Origin of the sequence: Sphingobium soli (assembly GCF_020782245.1) — a bacterium.
Taxonomy (GTDB): Bacteria; Pseudomonadota; Alphaproteobacteria; order Sphingomonadales; family Sphingomonadaceae; genus Sphingobium; species Sphingobium soli.
Genome location: NZ_JAJGNP010000007.1, coordinates 85,004 through 107,192, shown reverse-complemented (window position 1 = coordinate 107,192; position 22,189 = coordinate 85,004). Strand labels below are relative to the sequence as shown.

The following is a 22,189-nucleotide window of genomic DNA, read 5'->3' as shown; positions in this document are numbered from 1 at the left end:
CCCAGTCCGTCACGAACGAAAGCTGATCGCGAGATCGAGCGCCGCCTGCGCCACGCGAATCTTGTCATCCGGAGTCGTCATCAGGGTCGCACAACGCCCAACGACAATGTCCGGCGCCTCGCAACGGTCTCCGTTATCGATCAAGATGGCGTCGATCAGCCCGGCATAATGCCGGGCGATGCTGTCATTATCGACCGCCATGCTCAATTCCTGCATCAGCTTGGCGGTCGGGCCCTTGACCGCCGTGCCGCCGACAAGTGGAGACACGGCGATGACGGGCGCCTTGGTCTGTTTGATCGCGGAGCCTATGCCGGGCACCGCCAGTAACGGATCGATACTCAGAAATGGGTTTGATGGGGCCAGCAATACAGCGTCGGCCGACTGGATCGCCTCGATGACGCCCGGGGCTGGAACGGCGTGCGTGGCGCCCTCGAACATGATGTGTCGCACGGCCGGCGCGCAACGCTGTTCGACGAAATAGCGTTGAAACTCAAGCCGTCCCTGGTCCGTAACCAATATCGTCGCGAGCGCCTGGTCGCTCATGGGCAGTATCCGGGTGGCGATGCCCCACTGGGCGGCAAATCGCGCCGTGATCTGCGACAGGCTCTGCCCTTGCGTCAGGGCATGGGTCCGCGCCACATGCAGGGCCAGGTCGCCATCACCCAGTTGAAACCAATCCTCTCCCCCCAATTCGCGAAGGGCCGCCATGAAACTCCAGCTTTCGCCTTCTCTGCCCCAACCCTGCGCACTGTTTGCCTTGCCTGACAAGGTATAGAGCAAGGTGTCGATATCGGGCGATATATGCAGTCCCAGATGCTGGAAATCATCCCCAGTATTTACAATCGCCGTCAACGCATCACTGGCCGTGATGCGCGACAGACCCAGAACCAGCTTTGCGCCGCCGACGCCGCCGGTCAAAACAACGACGCGCTTCATGCAAACAGGTCTTCATGAACGGGGCGCACAAGATCGGCGGCAGGGCGAGCCGTGCCGGTCAGCGGGTAACCTCGCACCAGAGCTGCCGGTATGCCCTCCGCGCCTTCTCCGGTAGCGAGGCAAGCGGCCGTCGCGACAATATCGGCCAAGGCAACCTGGGTAACTTCCAGCGTCCGGCCATCGCGATCCAGTTCACCCCTGCGATCCTGCAACGCCGGCAATCCGGCGGCGCCGATGGCCACCGCCACCACGCCCATCCGCCAAGGCCGACCGAAACTGTCAGAGATGACCACGGGCAGGCCCAAGCGCGCGTGCAATTGCGAAGCCGTTCCATCGGGATCGACTGGAAGGAGCAGGGCGCGATCTCCCTCCCCCGCCCCGATATTGGAACGATCGATTCCAGCATTGGCCATGACATGACCCAGCCGGTGGCGCGCAATCAGGACATGAGGTACGGCGCGCAGGACGGCGCTGGATTCATCCAGAACCAGTTGCACGAGCCGAGCATCCTTGCGCGTAATATCGGCGAGGCGCTGCGCCTCTTCACCGGGCTTTACGTCAGCCAGGGATATAAACCGCCCCTCTGCTTTCGACACGATTTTTTGCGTCACGACCAAGATGTCGCCCGCGCGAGGTTCGACACCGCACTGGCCCAAAGCCATATGAAGGATGTCAGCCAGATCATCGCCCGGTCTGACCTCTCCAATCCCGGTCAAAGGTACGATTTCGATCATCGACTAAACCTCAAGCTTCGGGCGGGATCAAATCTCCTGTGATACGAATGCCCGCGCCGTCAACCTTATAGGTCTTGTTCATGAAAATGAGGATCGACGTCAGCGCCTCGGCGGCGGCGGAGTTTACCAGCGCGCCGCCGTGAAGCCCTCTCAATCCCATGGCGTCTGCCAAGGCAACGACGCGACCTCGGGCATTCTTGTCGTCGCCAAAGACCAGCACGTCGCAACCGACATCGATGTCCTTGGACAGCTTGTGCGCGGCGACATTGTGAAACGCAGACACGAGCGTCACGCCCTCTCCCAAAACCGCCTGCGCCTTTTGGGCGGCGGAGCCTTCGTCGGGCAACTGGACCCGCATCACCTTGGGCGGGACGAGGGGAACGGTCGTATCCACGACCAACTTGCCAACAACATGCGGTGCGATGTCGCGAAGTGTCGCCTCCTGCGCGGCGAAGGGCACCGTCACGATGATGATGTCCGCATTCGCGACGACATCCACATTGGCGCCGCCCCGCAGGCCATGCCCCAATTCCGCAGCGGCCTTTTCCGCACTTTCGGCGTTGCGCGATCCGATCGTAACAGGATAGCCGGCACGCGCCAGCCGCCAGGCGATTGCAGCGCCCAGATTACCGGTGCCGCCCACGACGGCGATGGCGGGAAGAGTCATATATTTTCCTTCAATGAAACTGGCGAGCGACGTTGCAGGTCGGTCACGATGGTTCAGCCAATACGGCGCGACGCGGCAGCACCGGCTCATAAAGCGTTGTGCGCTGGCGCACCGGGCGCCCGACGGATGCCGCCAGAGCCTGCATTTCCCTGGGACCGAATTCCTGCCCATTGACGCCACCGGCGGCCCGGGTGATCGATTCGTCCATCAGCGTGCCTCCCATGTCATTGGCGCCCGCCTTCAGAATCGCAGCGGCGCCCTCCGGCCCCATCTTCACCCAGGACACCTGGATATTGGGGATCACCGGATGCAGCGCGATGCGTGCCACGGCGTGCATCAACACCGCTTCGCGATAGCTGGGCCCCGATCGCGCCAGCCCTTTGCGCCATATCGGCGATTCCATATGGACGAAGGGCAGCGGAACGAATTCGGTGAAGCCGCCCGTCTCCTCCTGCAATCCGCGAATGCGCAGCAGATGGCGCGCCCAATGCTTATATTCCTCGACATGGCCGAACATGATCGTGGCCGTGCTGCGCAGGCCCACCCCATGGGCCACGCGCATCACCTCGATCCATTCGTCCGCTGTCACCTTGTCCGAGCAGATGATGGCGCGAACTTCGGGGTCCAGTATCTCCGCCGCCGTACCGGGCAGCGTGGACAGCCCCGCTTCCTTCAACCGCGCCAGATAATCCTCCAGCGGCAGGGCAAGCGTGCGGGCGCCATGCGTCACTTCGAGCGGCGAAAAGGCATGGATATGGATGTCCGGCGCGGCCTCGCGCACCGTCTTAAGGACATTGAGATAGGTATGCCCGTCATAATCGGGATGGATCCCGCCCTGCAGGCAGACTTCGGTCGCGCCGCGATCCCAGGCTTCGGCCGCGCGGCGTCCGACCTCTTCCATGTCGAGCCTGTAGGCCGGACCGCGCATGGCCTTGGTGCTGCCCTTGGAAAAAGCGCAGAAGCCGCATTTATAGAGGCAGATATTGGTATAGTTGATGTTGCGGTTGACCGCATAGGTCAGCATGTCACCCACGGCCTGCCGCCGCAATCGGTCGGCCCGCTCGACGATGGCGGCAAAATCATCCTGCTCGGCATCGAACAGGGTCACGATGTCCGCTTCGCTCAGCCGTTCACCCTCCTCCGCAGCGTCAAGGATGGACAGGATCGATCGGGAAGCGAGAACCGGCTCCATCACCATGGTGTCGGGCGCGGGATCGCCATGCCCCGCGGACCATTCGTCCACCTTGGGCAAGCCCCGCCCGTCGATGGCGCGCAGGATCTGGGTGGCAATGGCTGGCGCAGCCCAATCCCGCGCAGCAAGCGCATAACGCGGGCCGATGGCGAGCCGCTGCATCAATATGCGGCCTGCGGCCTTTGTGGCGTCCTCCAATATCTCCAGATGCGGCCAGGGCGCCTCCGGGTTCACATGGTCAGGAGTGACCGGCGACACCCCGCCCCAGTCATTGACGCCGGCCCGGATGAGCGGCGCCAGATCGACGCGATCATGGAGATTGGGCGGCGCCTGGATCGTCATCTGCGGCCCCAAGATGATCCGGGCGGCGGCGATGGACCAGAGATGATCGTCGAGCGACGGTTCGGCATGATCCGCCATGCGCGTCCCCGGCTTTGCCCGGAAATTCTGGATGATGACTTCCTGAATATGCCCGTAGCGGCGATTCAGATCGCGAATGGCGACGAGCGCCTCCACCTGTTCGTCGCGCGTTTCGCCGATACCGATCAGCAGGCCGGTCGTGAACGGCACGCGCGCCCGCCCGGCTTGCTCGATGGCGGCCAAGCGCAGGGCAGGCGTCTTGTCGGGCGATCCGAAATGCGGGCCGCCGCGCGCGCACAGGCGATCGGAGCTGCTCTCCAGCATGATACCCATGGAGGCGGCATGAGGCCGCAACTGCGCATAATCCTCGCCGATCATCAGGCCGGGATTGAGATGCGGCAGCAAGCCCGTCTCGCGGAACACCAGTTCCGCCATTTCGGCCAGATAGGACAGGGTCGAGTCATGCCCGAGCCCGCTGAGAGCCTCTCGCGCGGCGGCATAGCGGGCCTCGGGCCGATCGCCGAGCGTGAAGAGGGCTTCCCGGCAACCGGCCGCCGCGCCAGCGCGGGCGATGGCCAGAACCTCGTCTCTGCCAAGATAGGCATCACCCGCGCGGGCCGGCGTGGTGGCGAAGGTGCAATAGTGGCACACGTCGCGGCACAATTTGGTGAGGGGAATGAAAACCTTGCGGGAATAGGTCACGCGACGGCCATGCGCCGCCACCGTCATCGCCTCCGCCGCCTCCATCATGTCGCCGAGCGACCGGGATCGCAGCACCGTCGCGATGCCCACTGCTTCGTCTTCGCTCAGATACAGTAGATCCAGTGTCACATCATACTCCGCGCTCGGGCAAGCCCGCGAATGGTTTCTAGCGGCGCGGCGTGCCCGGGCAAGGCCGCGATGAAGGTCGAGACACCCATCGCCTCCATGCGCCGCAGCATGTCCACCGCCGCATCGATTGGTCCCGCCAGCGTATCGAAGTCGGCCAGAAACTCGGTCAAACCCAATTCCTCCATCAGGGCCACATTCCTGCCGCCCACGACCACATGCTCGGTCGGATCATAACGCGCGTGCAAGGCGTCGATCTTGCCGCGAAACTGCGTCGGGACACGCGCCAGGGTTTCGGGCGTTCGGAAGGCCATGCCGTTGACGACGATGAACGCCTTGAGATCGTCTATGGCCTCGGCCCGTGTGGGGCGGATCGAGGCGAAGGATACGACCCAGATATCGATCGACAGGGGATCGCGGCCCGCCGCCTGCGCGGCATCCCGGACGGTATCGATCCGGTCCTTCAGCGCGTCGAGATGGCGTTCGCCCGCGAACAATATGACGCCGTCGGCCTGCTCACCCGCCAGCGCCAGCGCCTTGGGACCGAAAGCGGAATAATAGATCGGAATCGGGCGAGCGAAACGGAGCGGTGTGATCTGCATGCCGTTCATCTGCGTTGGCCGTCCGGCGAACAGATCCCGCAGCGCCGCCAGTTCCGTTCGGATTTCCCGCTGCGTGGCGGGCGGGCGGCCGATCGCCATGACCGTGCTACCGCCCGTCGCCAGGCCCAGCGCCACGCGCCCGCCGGAGAGATCGTCGATGGTGCTGAGGGCGGAGGCCGTCACCAGCGGATGTCGCATGAAAGGCGAGGTGACCAGTGGCGCCAAAGTCGCTTTCGGCGCGTCAAGCGCGGCGAGGGTCAGCGACACGTAGAGTTCATGCCAACCCGCCGGCGAATCGCCCACGCTGATAAGCTCAAAACCAAGATCGGAGGCAAGACGGACCTCTTCGCGAAATCCGTCCAGCAGATCCCCCCACATGCTGCATATGCCGAGCTTCATGGTCATCCTCTCGAGAACTCCCTACGACCTGTCGTCTCGCTGCAAACCTGTCCTTGTAGAGGGGGAAAGGCGGGCAGGTCGCTCACCCCTCCCCTCTCACGGGCGCGTCAGAACGTGTATTTAGCCGTGACGCCCCACGTCCGCGGATCGCCGGCATAGACCGAACTGGTTGGGAAGGACGGCAGAAGAACGCTGGAAGCCGAGACATATTTCTCGTTGAAGAGGTTCTTCACATAAATGCCCAGATCAAGGCCCGTACCGCCTATCCCGCGCCAATCCAAACGCGCGTTGGCAAGTTGGTAACCCGGCAGCTTTTCGCCATTCTGACCGCCAAAATCGTCGGTCATGAACAGGTCGGCGTTGACCACCACATCGCCGTCTGCCGGGCGGATCGGCAGTGTCCAACTCACGCTGGCCGTGCCGGAGAAACTGGGCGAATATTTGTTGATCTGGCCCTCGCCCAGCGCGATGGTCGAAGGCAGTCCGGCAGGAACGGTCAGGCTTTCCACCTTCACATTGGTATAGGCGGCATTAAAACCGACGGTGAGGCTGCGCACGGGGCTGATGGACGCCTCCAGTTCGACACCCCAGATCCGCAGATCGGCGACATTCGCGGCCAGGGAGCCGTTGGTCGGCGAATCCGGCGTGCCGTTCGGAACGGTCGTCTGCGTGTTCAGGAACTGAAGTGCATTCTTATATTTGCTGTAATAGGCGGCCAGATTCAGGCGCCCACGCGCGGACCCGACTTGATAGTCATATTTGGAGCCGATCTCGACGTCGGTGATTGTTTCCTCACCCGTCTTCTGGAAGGGACGAAGGTCTGCGCAGACGCCTCCGGTCGCCACGCAGGCCGGATCCGTGCCGCCCGTGGTAAAGGGTGTTTCGAACAGCGGCGTGTTCACATTGACGCCCCGATAGCCCCGTCGCGACACGATATAGAGCAGCCAGTCCGGGGTCGCTTTATAGTCGAGGCCGATGGTCCAGCTCGGCTCCTCGCCCTTGTTGGATACGGTGCCGACGCCGTCGGCCAGATTGAGGGCCGCCGTGCTGAGGCAGGTGGATTCGTCGACATAGGTCGTGCCGATGGTGCCGCCGCAGGCCGACACCTTGTCCCAGCTGTAGCGAGCGCCGAGATTGAGCTTCAGCTTGTCGGTGAATTCATACCCGATCTGGCCATAGACCGCCCAGTTCTTGTTGCGGACGTGGGCCGTCACCGCAGGCGCCGGGACGCCGCCCACCGAAAATGCCGTGAACTGCGATCCACTGGGACCATCGGGCTTATCATTATTATAGAAGGCGCCGACGATGAAGTTGAACGAGCCAAAATCGCCTAGCAACTGGGTTTCATTTGTTAGATATTGCCGATCCAGCACGGAAGACGCCGTGAAAAGGGTAAACGGCACGGCCGAGGGCGCGGGAGACGGCAGACCCGTGGGGATTTGCAGTTGCGGCAGCCCGCCGGTGTTGATCAGCTGATAGCTGTAGTTCTTTCGATAACCGAAAATGTTGCGTAGCGTCAGATCGCCGAAGCTGAAGGACGTGTCATTGGTGATCGCCCTGGTCTTGCGATAGGCCGCGCCGCCGTTGATGCCGCCGTCGAACGACCCGCGACGATTGGCTTTCTGTGCCTGCAAAGCTGCCTGCACCTGTGGCTCGACAACCCCCAGGCCCAGCGCGGCAAAGGGGAAATTCTCGCGCAGCAGATAGAGACCGCCGGCGAGTTCGTCGCCTTTGAAATATTCATAGATGGTGGTGCTCTTGAGGCCCTCGAACGGCTCGACCAGCAGCGAGAACCGGTAGGCGTCCTGATGGATATTGTCGAATCCCGGGCCGCCGTCGAAGGCGATCGTCCGGGGGTCTTGACGACGGATCTGGCCTGCAGCGCGGAAAGCGACCTTATCCTCGATAATCGGGATATTCACCGCGCCTTCGAGTTCGCGATAATCGAACCGTCCATAGGTGCCCTCGACATAGCCTTCGAAGGCGTAGCTCGGCTTCTGGCTGCCGATCACGACCGCGCCGCCCAAAGTGTTGCGGCCGAACAGCGTCCCCTGAGGCCCCTTGAGCACCTGAATGCTGCCAATGTCATAGGTCGGGACGTTCGAGCCGACCGAAGGCAAAGGGGTGTCGTTGAGATAGATGACAACACCGGGAGTCACCTCGCCCAGGGGCAACTGGCCAATGCCGCGCAGGGTCAGCGCGACATTGTCCTTGCCCCCTTCGGAGGAGAAGGTGAAGCCGGGGGCGATCGTTTTAACGTCGCTTACCGTCTGGACGGTGCTGCGCTCCAGCGCCTCTGATGAAAAAGCGGAAATGGAAACCGAAACGTCCTGCAGTCGTTCTTCCCGGCGGCGAGCCGTGACAACTATGTCACCGGCATTCGCACTATCCGCCTGCGGCGCGGGCGAAGCGACGGACTGCGCCCATGAGGGAAATGCCACCGCTGCGGCACTCGCAACCAATGCCAATTTCAGTGCGGCCAATCGCATAAAAATCCTCCCAATCAATTAGTTTTCCCGTGCGACCTGCGTGCGGCGCAGGTCTGGTCGCCTGTGGCAAAATCGACATTAGTCGCGATTTACCACCTATCGCTGGACAGGATTTCTATGGATCGGATGTAATTGATCTGGATGTGGTATTTGCACCGCAGTGGCGCGACAAGCCGCCGCGCACCGGTCTTGCCGTTCGACATAGCCAGCGACCCGGCGAACGCCCCGCCCTGATCCGAGCACGTTTTCTACGGAGGCGAATGCCGCTGTCCTGGCGCGATCCGCGCCTTAAGACCAAGCCGCGATCAGGTCCGCCGCCGACGCGACGGACGGCTCGCCAATGGCACCCGCGTCGACAGACAAGCGGGGCGCCGGCGATGGCTGGACCACTCCATGACGCTGTACGAAAGTCGCCCGCGCTTCATTATGCGCGTGCCGGGGCGCTTCCTCCATTGACAGAACCGGCGTCACGCAAGCGTCGCTCGCAGCAAATAGAGCGGCCCACTCATCCCGGCTCTTGGCCAGAAATGCCGCGGCAAATTCAACCTGCATCGCGGGCCAGCCTTCGCGGTCGTTCTGGTCATAACATCTGTCGGAGAGACCCAATCCGTCCACCATCTGGGCAAAGAATTTCGGCTCCAGACATCCTACCGCGACGTGCCGTCCGTCGGCGCATTCGTAACAGCGGTAGAAGGGCGCCGCACCATCCAGCAAATTGGAGCCGGGCGCATCTTCCCACAAACCCTTGGGCTGCCATGCGTAAAATAAGCTCATCAACGACGCGACGCCATCCGTGATACAGGCGTCGACGACCTGCCCCCGGCCCGTCCGTTGCGCCGCCAGCAGTGCGCTCAACAGTCCGAAGATCAGGAACATGGCGCCGCCGCCATAATCGCCTACCAGATTGAGCGGTACTGGCGGCGTACCCTGTCGCTCTCCCATCGCGTGGAGCGCGCCGGTGATCGACAGATAATTGATGTCATGGCCGGCCCGCAGCGCAAGCGGCCCGGACTGGCCCCAGCCCGTCATCCGCCCGAACACGAACCGCGGATTGCGCGCCAGGCAGACATCGGGGCCAACGCCGAGGCGTTCCATGACGCCGGGCCTGTATCCCTCGATCAGCCCGTCCGCCCGCTCGATCAATGCGAGCAACCGTTCCCGATCCGCGTCCTGCTTGAGATCGAGATAGGTCACAACCCGGCTGCGGTGCAGGATGTCCCCACCGACATCATCCCAGTCCCCCGCCGCGACCGATGGCGGCCGGGCGATGCGGACGATCTCGGCGCCCATATCGGCCAACAGCATCGCAGCGAGCGGTACGGGGCCGATCGCGTCGATCTCCAGCAGGCGAATACCGGCCAGGGGCCCGTTTTTTTTCGTCATCAGATATTCGTCCGGTCCGCGCCCTTGAGGTCCAGCATGGCACGCGCCTCATCGGGCGTGGCGATTTCAAGACCCATGCCTTCGACGATCTGCCGCGCAGTCTTCACCTGCTCCGCATTGGTCTCGGCGAGCCGGCCCGGGCCGCCCCACAGCGAATCCTCCAGACCGATACGGACATTGCCACCCATGGACGCCGCCATGGCGACAATGCTCATCTGACGCGCACCGGCCCCCAGCACGGACCATTCATATTGGTCGCCGAACAGCCGGTCGGCCGTTCGCTTCATATGCATGATATCGTCGGGGTGGCTGCCGATGCCGCCCAATATGCCGAAGCAGGTCTGGATGAACAGCGGCGCCTTGACGAGGCCGCGATCGAGAAAATATTTCAGGTTATAGAGATGGCTGGTGTCATAGCATTCGAATTCGAAGCGCGTGCCCAGCGGCGACAATGTGGTCAGTAGATGTTCGATGTCGGCATAGGTGTTCTTGAACACCAGGTCGCGCGATGCTTCGAGCGCGGCGGGTTCCCAGTCATGCTGGAACGACTTGTAGCGATCCAGCATCGGGAACAGACCAAAGCCCATAGTCCCCATATTGAGGCTGGCCACTTCCGGGGCGAAAGTTTGGGCGGGACGGATCCGTTCCTGCACCGTCATGGAGGGGTGCCCGCCCGTTGTCAGGTTCAATACGGCGTCGGTACGCTGCTTAATGACTTTAAGGAAGGGTTCGAACAGGTCGGGATTCTGGTCCGGCCGCCCATCGACGGGATTGCGCGCATGGAGATGGATGATGGCGGCGCCCGCCTCCGCCGCGCCGACCGCCGATGCCGCGATCTCCTCCGCCGTCACGGGCAGATAGGGCGACATGGAGGGCGTGTGGATTGCGCCTGTAATCGCGCAGCTGATGATGACCTTGCGTTTTGCCATGATATTTCCTTTCGCGCACATTGCGCCGGTCGCAGGTTGCGCGAACGGTGCAATCTATCCTTCGATAGGATATGGCGTGCGCTTCAGGGCAGGATGCCGAGCTGCCGCGCCCGCAGAACCGCCTGCGGCCGACGGCGCACGCCCAGCTTGTCGTAGATTTGCTGCATATACCATTTGACGGTGCCTTCGGTCAGGCCGAGACGGTCGCCGATTTCCCGGTTGCGCAGGCCTCCGCTCACCATCGTTAAAATGTCGACTTCCCGGTTGGCGAGGCGCCCGGTCAGGCCGAAATCATCCTCCTCTTCTTCGTCCGCTTCGATCTGTGGTCCCCGCCTCAACATCGACACAAGGCGGACGGCGAAGCGATCAGCGGGCGTTTCCAGTTCCGGCCCCTGCGAATAGGCTTCGATGATGAGAGACGCGATGACTTCTCCCTCATCGACGAAGACCCGCACCCAGGCGGCCGGTTCGGCCATCTCTACGGCAGCGCGAACGGCCCTGCGCGCCTCGGACCGGTTGCCCTGAAGCACCGCGATTTCCGCCAGCAGCAATTCGAAGATCACGGCGGACCGGACCGCTCCCGCGCGTTTGACGAATTCCAGCCACCGATAGGCGACCTTGCGCGCTCGGCCCAGCCGATGGCGCTGCATCTCGATCCTGAGCCAGGCAATCGCGATATTCTCATTGCGCCGCGTCGGGTGCAGGGTGGGAATGGGTTCGCCGTCCAGTTGCGGATCGCCCGCCAGGAAATGCTGCTCCGCCTCGTCGATCTGCCCCGCCTTGATCAAAAGCCGCACCTCTTCAGCCACGATGAAGGAGCGCAGACGATCAAGCCCACATTCGATCGCCACGAGATGGGCATCGTTAAGCGTCGACAGCGCGCTGGGCAGATCGCCCCTTGCCGCCCGCAGGCGCGCGCTGACCAGATAGCCCGACGCCATCTGATCGGAAAATCCCCATTGCCGCACGACTGGCAGATACTGGTCCGCCAGTTCCGCCGCCTGTTCAAGGTCGCCTGCATCATAGAGCAGTTCGGCCAACGGCAACGCGGGCAGCGCGGCCAGACCGGAACCTGCGCCATGGATTTCAACAGCTAACGCGAAGGCCTCTTCCAGAAAACGTCGCGCCAAGGGAATCTTGCCCTGCGCCATCATGGTCGGCGCGACCGAGGCCTTCAGGGCGATGGATGCGAAGGCCGAGCCGGGACGCGACAGCGCGCGGCTGGTTTCCGCCTCCAGCTTGAGCATGTCCTGAAAATGATAAAGTTCGCGCCGCGCCGACATGAGCTGCGCCAGCAAGGTGCAGCTGAGATAGGCATGGCTGTCGGCCAGTTCGGCGAGCAGCGGCTCCGAATCGGCCTCGACCCTGACCATGTCGTCTCGCGCCGCCGCAAGCATGACGAAGCGATGGCGGATCAGCAGGTCGAGTTGCTCGATTTCGTGCGCGGGCAGGGACTGGGCCTCGCGCTTCGCTTCACAGGCCTGCCGCGCGGCGGAAATCAGCCTGTCAGCCGAGGAAAAGGCCAGTTGGCGGATGCGTCTCCAGGCCAGCGCCAGGAGCAGATTAGGCCGTTCGGCCAGGATCGGCCAGGGCAGTTCCGCGCCGAGTTCGTCGATGCGGTAGAGATAGCCCGAATAGGTCAGTCCCTCCGCCAAGCGATCCAACTGGTCGGCGAGAAAAGCCTTGTCCCCGCTCAGCCGCGCATGTTCGATCGCCAGGGCAAGCTGGCCGGCTTCGGCAAAATATTCGCTCGCCCGTCGATGCATGACAGCAGCGCGGTCCGGTGCCCGATCGATCAGCCGGCCCAACACCATTTCGCGGAACAACCGGTGATAGGCATAGCGGCTATGTTCCTGATCAATCGCGTTCAGAAACAGGCCTTCACGAAAGACATGGTCCAGCATCGCGCGCGCATTTTCGTCGCCGGTTACCGCAGCGCAAGCGGAGGGCGTCAATTCATCGAGGATCGAGGTGTCGACGAGGAAGCGGCGGACGTCGTCCGGCTGCAAACTTAACACTTCATCATGGAAATACTCGGCAAATTCTGGGCGCAGGCCAGTCAGCCGGAGCTTGGCCGCGCTGTCGCTGGTGCGGCGATAGAGATCGCAGGCAATAACGATACCGGAAACCCAGCCTTGGGTATCGCCCACAATGTCCTGAAGTTCGCGCGAATCCACCGGCGTCCCGATAGACCGCGTGACCAGTTCCGTCGCTTCCGCCAAGGTGAAGGACAGATCGGCGACGCCCACTTCGACCAGAAATCCGAGCGCACGCATACGCGCCAGCGACAGGCCGACCGCACCGCGTGCGGCGATGATGATGGTCAATGCGTCGCGCGCGCTCGACGATAGTTGCGCCAGAAACTCCAGAATCGGCTTTGCCAGAAACTGCGCGTCATCCACAATGATAACCGGCTTTACGCTGCCCATCGTCGCGAGGGCGGATAGCCAGCTTTCGTCGGCAGCGTCACTGTCCAGTGCATCCCACGGCATACCCGCGGCAATACCTGCGGCCTTGAGCGCTTGGAGAAAGGACCGCTTACTTTCTATGCCTGCCCTTGCCGCGAGCCACAAAACGGGGCGCCCCTGCGCCCTGAGTTCATCCGCCCAGAACAGCATTGCGGTGGTTTTTCCGCTCCCAGCCGGCGCAGACACCACGGTCATGCGCGACTGCGCCACTCTTTCCGTCAGCGCCACCAATGCAGCACGCCGGATCGGCATATGAGTCGAACGCGGCGGCAAGATAGCTGTGGGCACAACGGTCATGCTCTTCTCTCCTAGCGCGGTTGGCGCGATTCGTTTGTTATGCGAAATATATTCTGCTGTTATGCGAAATATATTCTGCGCGATGAATCTATAACGCAATCCCTTTTTCCTATCGGCAGATAGGTTCCCAATGAGATGGAAAAATGTCCAGCTTTCCACCTAGGAAGCCGAGGTCGTTATGCAGCCAGCGTTGCCATACAGACCGCGGCGCGAGCAGGATATTAGGAAAGGTTGACCATGAAGGCCCTTTATCTCGAACGGATCGACGGCCCTGAATCCGTCGTGGTGGCGGAAGTCGACACGCCAGTGCCCGGTCCGGGAGAGGTGCGTGTTGCGCTGCGGGCCGCATCCATAAACCATCGTGAACTGTTCATCACCCACGGGCAATATCCCGGCATGACGGTGCCGATCACGCTGGGCTGTGATGGTGCGGGCGTCGTCGACATGATCGGCGAGGGCGTCACCGGCGTCCGCGAGGGCGATGAGGTTGTGCTCTATCCTGCACGCAACTGGGGGTCGAACCGCCACGCGCCAGCCGCCGATTTCGGCCTGCTCGGTATGCCCTTCGCCGGCACGATCGCCGAATATATCTGCGTGCCGGTCGACAATCTGGCGCCCAAGCCGGCCTTCATGAGTTTCGAGGAAGCCGGGGCCATGCCGCTGACGGCGCTGACCTCGTGGCGCGCGCTTATGTTCAAGGGACGGCTGGAAGCGGGAGAGACGCTGCTCATCAGCGGCGTAGGCGGCGGCGTGGCCACGTTCGGCCTGGCCTTTGCCGTGGCCAAGGGCGCCAATGTCTATGTCACCGGTGAAAACCAGGACGTGATCGATCGTGCCGTGGCAATGGGGGCCAAGGGCGGTCTGCTGTACACCGATCCCGACTGGCGCAAGCAGGTCGGCAAACTTACCGGCGGCATCGACGTGGTGCTGGACGGCGCGCCATCGCCCAGCTTCGCCAATTATGTCCGCGCCATCAATCCGGGCGCGCGGATCGTCATCTACGGGTCTACCGCCGGCAACGAGATCAAGTTCAACGCCACCGACATCTTCCTCAAGAGCGCCAGCATCGTCGGCAGCCAGGTCGGCGATCCGCAGGACTTCAAGGAAATGCTCGCTTTTGCCGAGCAACATGCAATCAAGCCGGTGATCGAGGCGACCTATCCGCTTGCCCAGGCCAAAGAGGCGCTTCTGCATCTGCGCGACCAGCACAAGTTCGGCAAAGTCGTGGTGACGATGTGAGCGATCTGTTCAGCCTGACCGGCAAGAAGGCGCTGGTCACCGGCGGCGCGCAAGGTCTGGGCCGCATGATCGCCGAAGGTCTGCTGCGGGCTGGCGCGACAGTCGCGATCACATCCCGCAAGGCCGACATCTGCGAAGATGCCGCCCGGGAGATGGCCACGCTGGGATCGTGCATCCCCCTCCCCGCTGACCTGTCGACGCCCGAGGCGGCGGTCGACCTCGTCGCCCGTTATCGCGAAGCGGTCGGAGAATGCCATATATTGGTCAACAACGCGGGTAAGACCTGGGGCGGGCCGATCGACAGCTTCCCTGACAAGGCTTGGCCGGGCGTGATGGCCGTGAACGTCCAGACGCCGTTCACCATGGTCCGGGAACTCCTCCCCGAACTCAGCGCGTCCGGAAAGGCTGGCGATCCGGCGCGGGTGATCAACATCGGTTCGGTCGCGGGGATGAAGACAGAGCGGCTCAGCGCGTACAGCTATGCCGCGAGCAAGGCTGCAGTCCATATGATGACGCGCGATCTGGCCGGCGATTTGGCGGCGCGTAACATCACCGTCAATGCGGTCATTCCCGGCTTCTTCCCAACCAAAATGACGGCGCATATGCGGGATGAGGATCAGGTCGATCCTGCCCTGCTGGCGCATATTCCGCTCCAACGTCTAGGTTCGCCGGACGATATTGCAGGCATCGTCATTTTCCTGTGTTCGCGCGCGGGCGCTTATGTCACCGGCGCACAGATTCCGGTTGACGGCGGGGTCGTTGGCTGCGGCTGAAATAAGCCCCCCACCCTCGCGGCCGGTAAAGAAAGATATCCGCCATGATGATCGACCTCGCCATGCTGGCGGACCGCCTCGCGATCGAGGAATGCCTCTATCGTTACGCCCATCTGGTAGATTCGATGCAGTTTCACCGCATTGCGGAGGAAGTGTTCACGGAGGATGGATCGATCGACTTTGGCAGCGCGCGTTCCGTGGGGCGGGAGGCCATCCATGCCCAGTGCATGGGTTATCAGGGCGCTCTAATGGGCTGTTCGCATAACATCACCAATGTGGTGATTGAGGTGAACGGCGACGAAGCGCGCGCAGCCAGCCGCGTCATGGCATGGCAGTGGTTCGATATCCCCGATGCCGATCCGCTGCGCCCCACCGACCTTCTCGCCGTGGGCGGCTATGAGGACAGGCTGCGGCGCACGGCCGAGGGATGGCGGATATATGAGCGGCGGGGGATCAATTTCGGCACTGGCATCGGCGCCGGATCCGTACCCGATCCCATGCGTTCCATCTTTCTGGCCATGCAGGGTCGCACGCCTGGCTGGCCCGCCTGACCGAGGGCGGGCGCCAAGGCCCGCCCATTATATCGTCAGAGTTTCCAGCCCCCGCCCGCGACGATCACCTCGCCGGTGATATAATCGGCTTCGGGCAGGCATAGCAGGTAGACGGCGCCGGCGGCTTCTTCCGGCGTGCCGGCGCGGCCCAGTGGAATGCCCTTTTCCATGGCTTCCAATATTTCGTCGCTGACGCCGGCCTTGATGTCCCGACCCTTGACGCTGATGGTCGTGCTGCCCGCCTCGCCCGCGGTCATGCGCGTCATGATGGCGCCGAAAGCCACCGCGTTGACGGTGACATTATGTCGCCCCCATTCCTTCATCACCGTCTTGGTGAGACCGACGATCCCCGCCTTGCCCGCCGCATAGCCCGACTGACCGGCATTGCCGCCAAGACCTGCCACGGACGATATATTGATGACCGTCCGGCGTGTGGCCCGACCATGTTCGGCGGTCTCCTTCTTCGCCGCGGCGGCGATCACCGGTTGCGCGGCGCGCAATATACGGAAAGGGGCATTGAGATGAACATCGAGCATGGCCATCCACTGCTCGTCGCTCGTCTTTTGAAGAACCGAATCCCAAGCATAGCCCGCATTGTTCACGATGATGTCGATCGTGCCGAAATGCGCGACCGCCGCTCCCACAAATTTGTCGCCGAAATCGGCATCCGTCACGTCGCCCACGCACACCACGGCGCGGACGCCAAGGCTTTCGATTTCACTCGCCGTCGCCTTTGCCACATCCTCGTCCAGGTCGTTCACCACGACATGGGCGCCGGCGCTTGCCAGTTTCAGCGCGATAGCCTTCCCAATGCCCCGTCCGGAACCGGACACCAGTGCGACCTTGCCATCCAATATATTCACTTCAATACGTCCCGTTCTTCCTTGAAACCACCGATGCGGGCCTCGCCGCCATCGATGACGATGCTATTCCTGTCAGGCACGCTAGCCCGAAACGATACGGCGTCGCCCCGGCGCCAGATTTCCGTCCGAACCGTTTCACCCGGCCAGACCGGCGCGGTGAAACGCACCCGCATGTCGGTCAACAAACCCGGATCGCCGCCGCAGCACAGATGGATCAACGCGCGCCCAACCAGACCCATGGTGGCAAGGCCATGCAGTATCGGCCGATCGAAACCCGCCGCCTGCGCCGTGCCCCGGTCGATATGCAGGGGGTTACGGTCGCCGGTCAGGCGATAGAGCATCGACTGATTGGCGGCCGTCGGCAGGTCGAGACAGGCGCCTGCGGGCGCATCCGGCATGACAATCGGCGCAGGCCCATCAAGATTCGACGGCCCGCCAAAACCGCCCGCGCCTCGCAAGACCCACACTTCCTCCATTTCGGCGATCGGCCGGTCCGTCGGCGTGGTTATGACACGTTTTGCCCGCACGAGAGCGGACTTGCCTAAACCCTTGTCCGCGAGACCGATAATTTCGATCCGGCCGTTGACCAACTGGCCCAGTTCGAGCGGCCGAACCAGTTTCAGCGTCTGCTCGCCATGCAGGATGCGCGGCCAATCCCAGCCCAGTTCCGGCGCCATCGGCCAGAAGCCGGGTGTTCCCAGAACCAGCGCCATGGTCGGCAAAACGGCCTGATCGCGTTCGAAGACCAGATGCCGTTCATCGATCGCGCCCAGCCCGGCGCCGACACCCAGCGCGTAGAGAATAGCGGATCGCGGATCGCAAACATCCTGTGCTTCCGGCACCCGGAAGCCGCGCAATCGTTCGACATCAAGCATTCGACCCACCCCCGGTTTTGCGGTCAGGACAGCTTACGCTCGTCCAGGCCCAGTCCGCGACCGATGATTTCGCGCATGATTTCCGAGGTTCCGGCGAAGATGCGGCTGATGCGGGCGTCAGTATACATGCGGCTGATGCGATATTCTTCCATATAGCCCGCCCCGCCATGAAGCTGGACGCATTCGTCCATCACCCGGCCTTCCAGTTCGCTGGTCAGCAGTTTGGCCGCCGACGCGTCTTCTGCGGTCAACTCGCCCGCGTTGAGCAGCATCACGCACTGGTCGACATAGGTCTGAAGCGCGTCCAGTTCGGCCCGCATCGAAGCCATCTTGAACCGCGTATTCTGGAACGCGCCAATCGGCTTTCCGAAGGCCCGGCGTTCCTTCACATAGTCGAGCGTGATGTCGAATGCGGTCTGCGCCGTCGCCATGAAGCCGATGGCCGCGACCAGCCGCTCCTGCGCCAGGAAGCGGGCGAGATATTTGAAGCCTTGGGCCGGATCGCCCAGCACATTCCCCTTGGGCACCCTGACATCGTTGAAGAAGAGCTCGGCCGTGTCCTGCGCCTTGAGCCCCATCTTCGCCAGCTTGCGCCCGCGTTCAAACCCTTCCATGCCGCGTTCGACGACCATAAGGCCCAGACCGTGGCGGCTATTGGGGTCGGTCCGCGCGGCCACGACGACCAGATCGGCCAAAATGCCATTGGAAATATAGGTCTTGGCGCCGTTCAACAGCCAATGGTCGCCCTTGTCCACCGCGCTGGTGCGCATACCCGCCAGGTCGCTGCCGGTGGACGGTTCCGTCATCGCGACGGCCAGAATCTTCTCGCCGCTGACGATGCCTGGCATCCAGCGGTCCTTCTGTTCGTCGGTGCCGAGCTTGGCGATATAGGGCGCGACCAGATCATTATGCAGGTTGATGTAGAAGCCTATGTCGCCGTGGCGCATATTCTCCTCGATGATGATCTGCTCGAAGCGGAAATCGTCGATCCCCGCCCCGCCATATTTCTCGTCCGCCCAGGTGCACAGCAAGCCCTGCTCGCCCGCCTTCAGGAACAGCTCACGGTCGACCATGCCCTGCTCGCGAAAACGTTGGGCGTGAGCGCCCACCTCCGTCGTCATGAACTTGACGACGGAGTCGCGGAACTGCTCATGCTCCTGCTCGAAAATCAGGCGCTTCATGCCGGCATTGGCTCCTTGACCCTGGTTTCGCTCGCGGGCGTGTAGAAATCCTCACCCTTTGCCGCCTTGTCGCGCAGCCATGCGGACGGCAGGAAGCGCGGGCCATAAAGCTGGGCGAGCCTATCGGATTCCTCAACGAACTTCTTAATGCCGATCGTGTCAATGTAGCTGATCGTCCCGCCGGTCCAGGCCGGGAAACCCCAGCCGTAGATCGCACCCAGATCGGCGTCCTGCGGAGTTTCCAGCACATTTTCCTCCAGGCAGCGGGCGGTTTCCATCGCCTGCGCATAGAGATAGCGCTTCTTCAGTTCCTCGACATCCCAGTCCTGCTTGACCGGGAAATGATCGGCCAGGCCCTTCCACAGATGCTTCTTGCCGCCTTCGGGATAATCATAGAACGCCCCGCCGGTCTTCCGGCCGGACCGGCCGATCTCGTCCTTCATCCGCCGCATGACGGCAGTGCCTGCGGGTGGCGTATATTTATCGCCTTCCTCGGCGATCGCCTGGTCGACAATCTTGAGCGGCAGGTCGAGCGTCAGTTCGTCCAGCAGCGCCAGCGGCCCGACCGGCATGCCGACGGCCTTGGCCGCGTTTTCGATCACCGCGGGGGGAACGCCCTCCGCCAGCATCGCCGCGCCTTCGTGGATCAGCATCTGGAACACGCGGCTGGTGTAGAAGCCACGGCTGTCGTTGACGACGATCGGCGTCTTGCGCAACTGCGCGATGAAGTCGAGGCCCTTGGCCAGCGTCTCCTTGCTGGTCTGCTTGCCCATGATGACCTCGACCAGCCCCATGCGGTCGACCGGCGAGAAGAAGTGCAGGCCGATGAACTGATCCGGGCTCCGCGACGCCTGGGCGAGCTGCGAGATCGGCAGGGTCGAGGTGTTGGACGCGAAAATGGCCTGTGCCGGCAGCACCGCTTCGGCCTTCTTCGTGGTTTCGGCCTTGATCGCCGTATCCTCGAACACCGCTTCGACCACCATGTCGCAGCCATCGAGCAGCGCGAAGTCGTCGGTCGGGGTGATGCGGGCGAGCACGGCGTCCGCCTTGTCCTGCGTCAGCTTGCCCTTTTCGACCAGCTTGCCCAGCACCTTGGCCGAATAGTCCTTGCCCTTCTGCGCGGTCGCGGTGTCGCGGTCGATGAGAACGACGTCGATACCCGCATTGGCGGACACGAACGCAATGCCCGCGCCCATCATGCCCGCGCCCAGCACACCCACTTTCTTCGCTTCAAACTTCGGGAAGCCTTCGGGACGACGCGCGCCCTTTTCGGCCGCCTGCTTCGAAATGAAGGTGGTGCGGATGATGTTGCGCGCGACCGGATCGGTCAGCAGCTTGGCGAAATATTTCCCCTCCACCGCCAGCGCCTTGTCAAAGGGCAACTGCAAGCCGTGGAACACCGAGTTTAGAATCGCGGCCGGCGCGGGTTGATTATAACCCACCTTGGCGAGACCGCCCGTATACATCATGTAGGCGGCCGAATCCTCAGGAACGGTTAGGCCCTTCTTCTGCGGCGGCGTCCAACCCTTGACGTCCCAGGGCTTGACCGGGTCAGGCACGGTCGCAAGCCACGCCTTGGCCGCGTCGATCAGCTTGTCCGCCGGGACGACCTCGTCCACGATCTTGAGCTTGAGCGCTTCCTGCGGCCCCACCGAGCGGCCCGACAGCAGCAGGTCTAGCGCGATCTTCATTCCCGCGATGATGCCCAACCGCACCGTGCCGCCCGATCCGGGCAGCAGACCGACATTGACTTCGGGCAAACCGACCTGCGCCTTGGCATCATCCACCAGGATGCGCCGGTGGCAAGCCAGCGCCAACTCGAAACCGCCGCCCAGCGCCAGGCCGTTAATCGCCGCCACCCAGGGCTTGCCGGATTGTTCGATGGCGCGGTGCATGTCGGTGGCGCGCTTCGAAAAAGCATAGGCTTCCTGCGGCGTCAGCGTGCCGAACCCATTCACCAACTGCTTGAGGTCCGCACCGGCCATGAACGTCTTCTTGGCCGACGTCAGGATGACGCCCTTGATGCTTTCGTCCGCGACAATCTGCTTCGTCGCCGCTTCCATGTCGGCGATGAAAGCATCGTTGACGACGTTCATCGAGCCTTCGGCATCGAGGGTCAGGATCGCGAAGCCGTCCTCGGCTTTTTCCAGTCGCATAGTCTTCATGGGATGTCCCGCTCTATAGTTCGGTAGGCGCGTTCAAACGCGCTCGATGATGGCAGCCGTGCCCAGGCCGTTGGCCGCGCACAAGGTGATGAGGCCGGTTTCCGCGTTGCGCCGCTCCAGTTCGTCCAGCACGGTGCCCAGGATCATCGCGCCGGTCGCGCCAAGCGGATGACCCATCGCGATCGCCCCGCCATTGACGTTGATCTTGTCGTCGGGAACGTTCAGCTCCCGCTGGAAGCGCATCACCACGCTGGCGAAGGCTTCGTTCAGTTCCCAGAGATCAATGTCCTTCTCGGTCATGCCGGCCGCCTTGAGCGCCTTGCGCGACACCGCCGCCGGCGCCGTCAGCATGATCGTCGGCTCAGACCCGATATTGGCATAGGACCGGATGCGACCGCGCGGCTTGAGGCCGGCCTTTTCCCCAAATTCCTTCGACCCGACAAGAACCAGGCCGGCGCCATCGACGATACCGGAGCTATTGCCGCCATGATGGACATAGTTCAGCTCTTCGATTTCTGGATATTTGGCCTTCGCGACCGCTTCGAACCCGGCCTTGCCGAACCCTTCGAAGGCGGGCTTGAGCTTGGCGAGGCTTTCCAGCGTGGTGCCGGGTCGCATATGCTCATCATGATCTAGCACCACGTCGCCCAGCACATCCTTGATCGGCACGATCGCCTTTTTGAAATAGCCGTTTTCCCAGGCATGGGCGGCCTTGCGCTGGCTCTCGACGGCGAAATTGTCGACATCCTCGCGCGTGTAGCCGTCCAGGGTAGCGATCAGGTCGGCGCCGATGCCCTGCGGGGCGTAATAATTGCTGAAGGCGACCGACGGATCGGACGTCCAGGCGCCCGAGTCATAACCCATTACCGTGCGGCTCATCGACTCGACGCCACCGCCGATGCCGGCCTGGATCATGCCCGAATGGACCTGCGCCGCGATCAGGCTGACAGCGTCCAGCCCGGTGGCGCAGAAGCGATGGATCTGCTGGCCCGCGACCGTCTGGGCATAGCCGGCCTGCAACACCGCCGCGCGCGCCAGCACGCCGCCCTGTTCACCGACGGGCTGGGCCATGCCGATGATCACATCGTCGAGCAGTCCAGTGTCGAGATCATTGCGGCTCTGGAGCGCCTTCAAAAGCTGCGTCGCCATTTCGACAGAGGTGATCTCGTGCAGCGCGCCATCGGGGCGGCCCTTCCCGCGCGGCGTCCGGACATGATCGTAGACATAGGCTTCCATCGTGAATTCCCGCACAGTGATA

Annotated in this window: 17 protein-coding genes; 3 read left to right on the top strand and 14 right to left on the bottom strand. The window is 62.7% G+C overall.

Going from position 1 to position 22,189, the window contains the following annotated elements:
- Positions 1-9 precede the first annotated feature (9 nt).
- The 9 genes from cofD to LL253_RS10785 all read right to left on the bottom strand — a co-directional run bounded on the left by cofD (position 10) and on the right by LL253_RS10785 (position 13,284).
- Entirely contained in the window at positions 10-936 is a 927-nt protein-coding gene (gene cofD / locus LL253_RS10825) for a 2-phospho-L-lactate transferase (protein WP_062731379.1), read from the bottom strand.
- Positions 933-1,670 (bottom strand): coenzyme F420-0:L-glutamate ligase, encoded by a 738-nt coding sequence (gene cofE, locus LL253_RS10820; RefSeq protein ID WP_062731380.1) that lies wholly within the window; start codon positions 1,668-1,670, stop codon positions 933-935. Before cofE ends, cofD begins: the two co-directional genes overlap by 4 nt.
- A gap of 10 nt (positions 1,671-1,680) precedes the next feature.
- The gene (gene npdG, locus LL253_RS10815) at positions 1,681-2,337 is read right to left on the bottom strand and encodes an NADPH-dependent F420 reductase (protein ID WP_062731381.1); all 657 of its coding nucleotides are present in this window, start codon (positions 2,335-2,337) and stop codon (positions 1,681-1,683) included.
- Between the two features lie 43 nt (positions 2,338-2,380).
- Positions 2,381-4,720 (bottom strand): 5-amino-6-(D-ribitylamino)uracil--L-tyrosine 4-hydroxyphenyl transferase CofH, encoded by a 2,340-nt coding sequence (gene cofH / locus LL253_RS10810; protein ID WP_062731382.1) that lies wholly within the window; start codon positions 4,718-4,720, stop codon positions 2,381-2,383.
- Positions 4,717-5,724, bottom strand: a complete 1,008-nt coding sequence (locus LL253_RS10805) for an LLM class flavin-dependent oxidoreductase (RefSeq protein ID WP_062731383.1) — start codon at positions 5,722-5,724, stop codon at positions 4,717-4,719. Before LL253_RS10805 ends, cofH begins: the two co-directional genes overlap by 4 nt.
- 101 nt (positions 5,725-5,825) lie before the next feature.
- Positions 5,826-8,207 carry a TonB-dependent receptor gene (locus LL253_RS10800; protein ID WP_062731384.1) on the bottom strand — a complete coding sequence of 794 codons (2,382 nt, stop codon included), beginning with the start codon at positions 8,205-8,207 and terminating at the stop codon, positions 5,826-5,828.
- A 288-nt stretch (positions 8,208-8,495) separates the two neighbouring features.
- On the bottom strand, positions 8,496-9,590 hold the full coding sequence (locus LL253_RS10795; protein ID WP_062731385.1) for a CaiB/BaiF CoA transferase family protein: 1,095 nt from the start codon (positions 9,588-9,590) through the stop codon (positions 8,496-8,498).
- Positions 9,590-10,519 carry a BKACE family enzyme gene (locus LL253_RS10790; protein WP_062731510.1) on the bottom strand — a complete coding sequence of 310 codons (930 nt, stop codon included), beginning with the start codon at positions 10,517-10,519 and terminating at the stop codon, positions 9,590-9,592. Before LL253_RS10790 ends, LL253_RS10795 begins: the two co-directional genes overlap by 1 nt.
- A gap of 83 nt (positions 10,520-10,602) precedes the next feature.
- Complete coding sequence (locus tag LL253_RS10785; RefSeq protein WP_228227161.1) at positions 10,603-13,284, bottom strand: LuxR C-terminal-related transcriptional regulator; 2,682 nt, start codon at positions 13,282-13,284, stop codon at positions 10,603-10,605.
- Between the two features lie 237 nt (positions 13,285-13,521).
- On the opposite strand from LL253_RS10785, the gene LL253_RS10780 reads away from it, so the two are divergent.
- Genes LL253_RS10780 through LL253_RS10770 form a run of 3 tightly spaced genes read left to right on the top strand, consistent with a single transcriptional unit; the run spans position 13,522 to position 15,847 of the window.
- The gene (locus LL253_RS10780; protein WP_009823739.1) at positions 13,522-14,523 is read left to right on the top strand and encodes a quinone oxidoreductase family protein; all 1,002 of its coding nucleotides are present in this window, start codon (positions 13,522-13,524) and stop codon (positions 14,521-14,523) included.
- Positions 14,520-15,296: an SDR family oxidoreductase gene (locus LL253_RS10775; RefSeq protein ID WP_009823740.1), complete on the top strand. Its 777-nt coding sequence runs from the start codon at positions 14,520-14,522 to the stop codon at positions 15,294-15,296. Before LL253_RS10780 ends, LL253_RS10775 begins: the two co-directional genes overlap by 4 nt.
- A gap of 44 nt (positions 15,297-15,340) precedes the next feature.
- Positions 15,341-15,847: a nuclear transport factor 2 family protein gene (locus tag LL253_RS10770; RefSeq protein ID WP_009823741.1), complete on the top strand. Its 507-nt coding sequence runs from the start codon at positions 15,341-15,343 to the stop codon at positions 15,845-15,847.
- Positions 15,848-15,882: 35 nt separating this feature from the next.
- Here LL253_RS10770 and LL253_RS10765 read toward each other — a convergent pair whose 3' ends face one another.
- The 5 genes from LL253_RS10765 to LL253_RS10745 are packed head-to-tail and all read right to left on the bottom strand — an operon-like array spanning position 15,883 to position 22,167.
- Positions 15,883-16,710 carry an SDR family NAD(P)-dependent oxidoreductase gene (locus LL253_RS10765; RefSeq protein ID WP_062731386.1) on the bottom strand — a complete coding sequence of 276 codons (828 nt, stop codon included), beginning with the start codon at positions 16,708-16,710 and terminating at the stop codon, positions 15,883-15,885.
- Positions 16,707-17,585 carry a MaoC/PaaZ C-terminal domain-containing protein gene (locus LL253_RS10760; RefSeq protein WP_062731387.1) on the bottom strand — a complete coding sequence of 293 codons (879 nt, stop codon included), beginning with the start codon at positions 17,583-17,585 and terminating at the stop codon, positions 16,707-16,709. Before LL253_RS10760 ends, LL253_RS10765 begins: the two co-directional genes overlap by 4 nt.
- A 23-nt stretch (positions 17,586-17,608) precedes the next feature.
- Positions 17,609-18,766, bottom strand: a complete 1,158-nt coding sequence (locus LL253_RS10755; RefSeq protein WP_062731388.1) for an acyl-CoA dehydrogenase family protein — start codon at positions 18,764-18,766, stop codon at positions 17,609-17,611.
- Positions 18,763-20,931, bottom strand: coding sequence for a 3-hydroxyacyl-CoA dehydrogenase NAD-binding domain-containing protein (locus tag LL253_RS10750; protein WP_062731389.1), 2,169 nt, complete (start codon positions 20,929-20,931; stop codon positions 18,763-18,765). The genes LL253_RS10755 and LL253_RS10750 overlap by 4 nt, the downstream gene beginning before the upstream one ends.
- A 33-nt stretch (positions 20,932-20,964) precedes the next feature.
- A complete protein-coding gene (locus tag LL253_RS10745) occupies positions 20,965-22,167 on the bottom strand; it encodes an acetyl-CoA C-acetyltransferase (protein WP_062731390.1) in 1,203 nt (400 codons plus the stop codon).
- Positions 22,168-22,189: the final 22 nt, after the last annotated feature.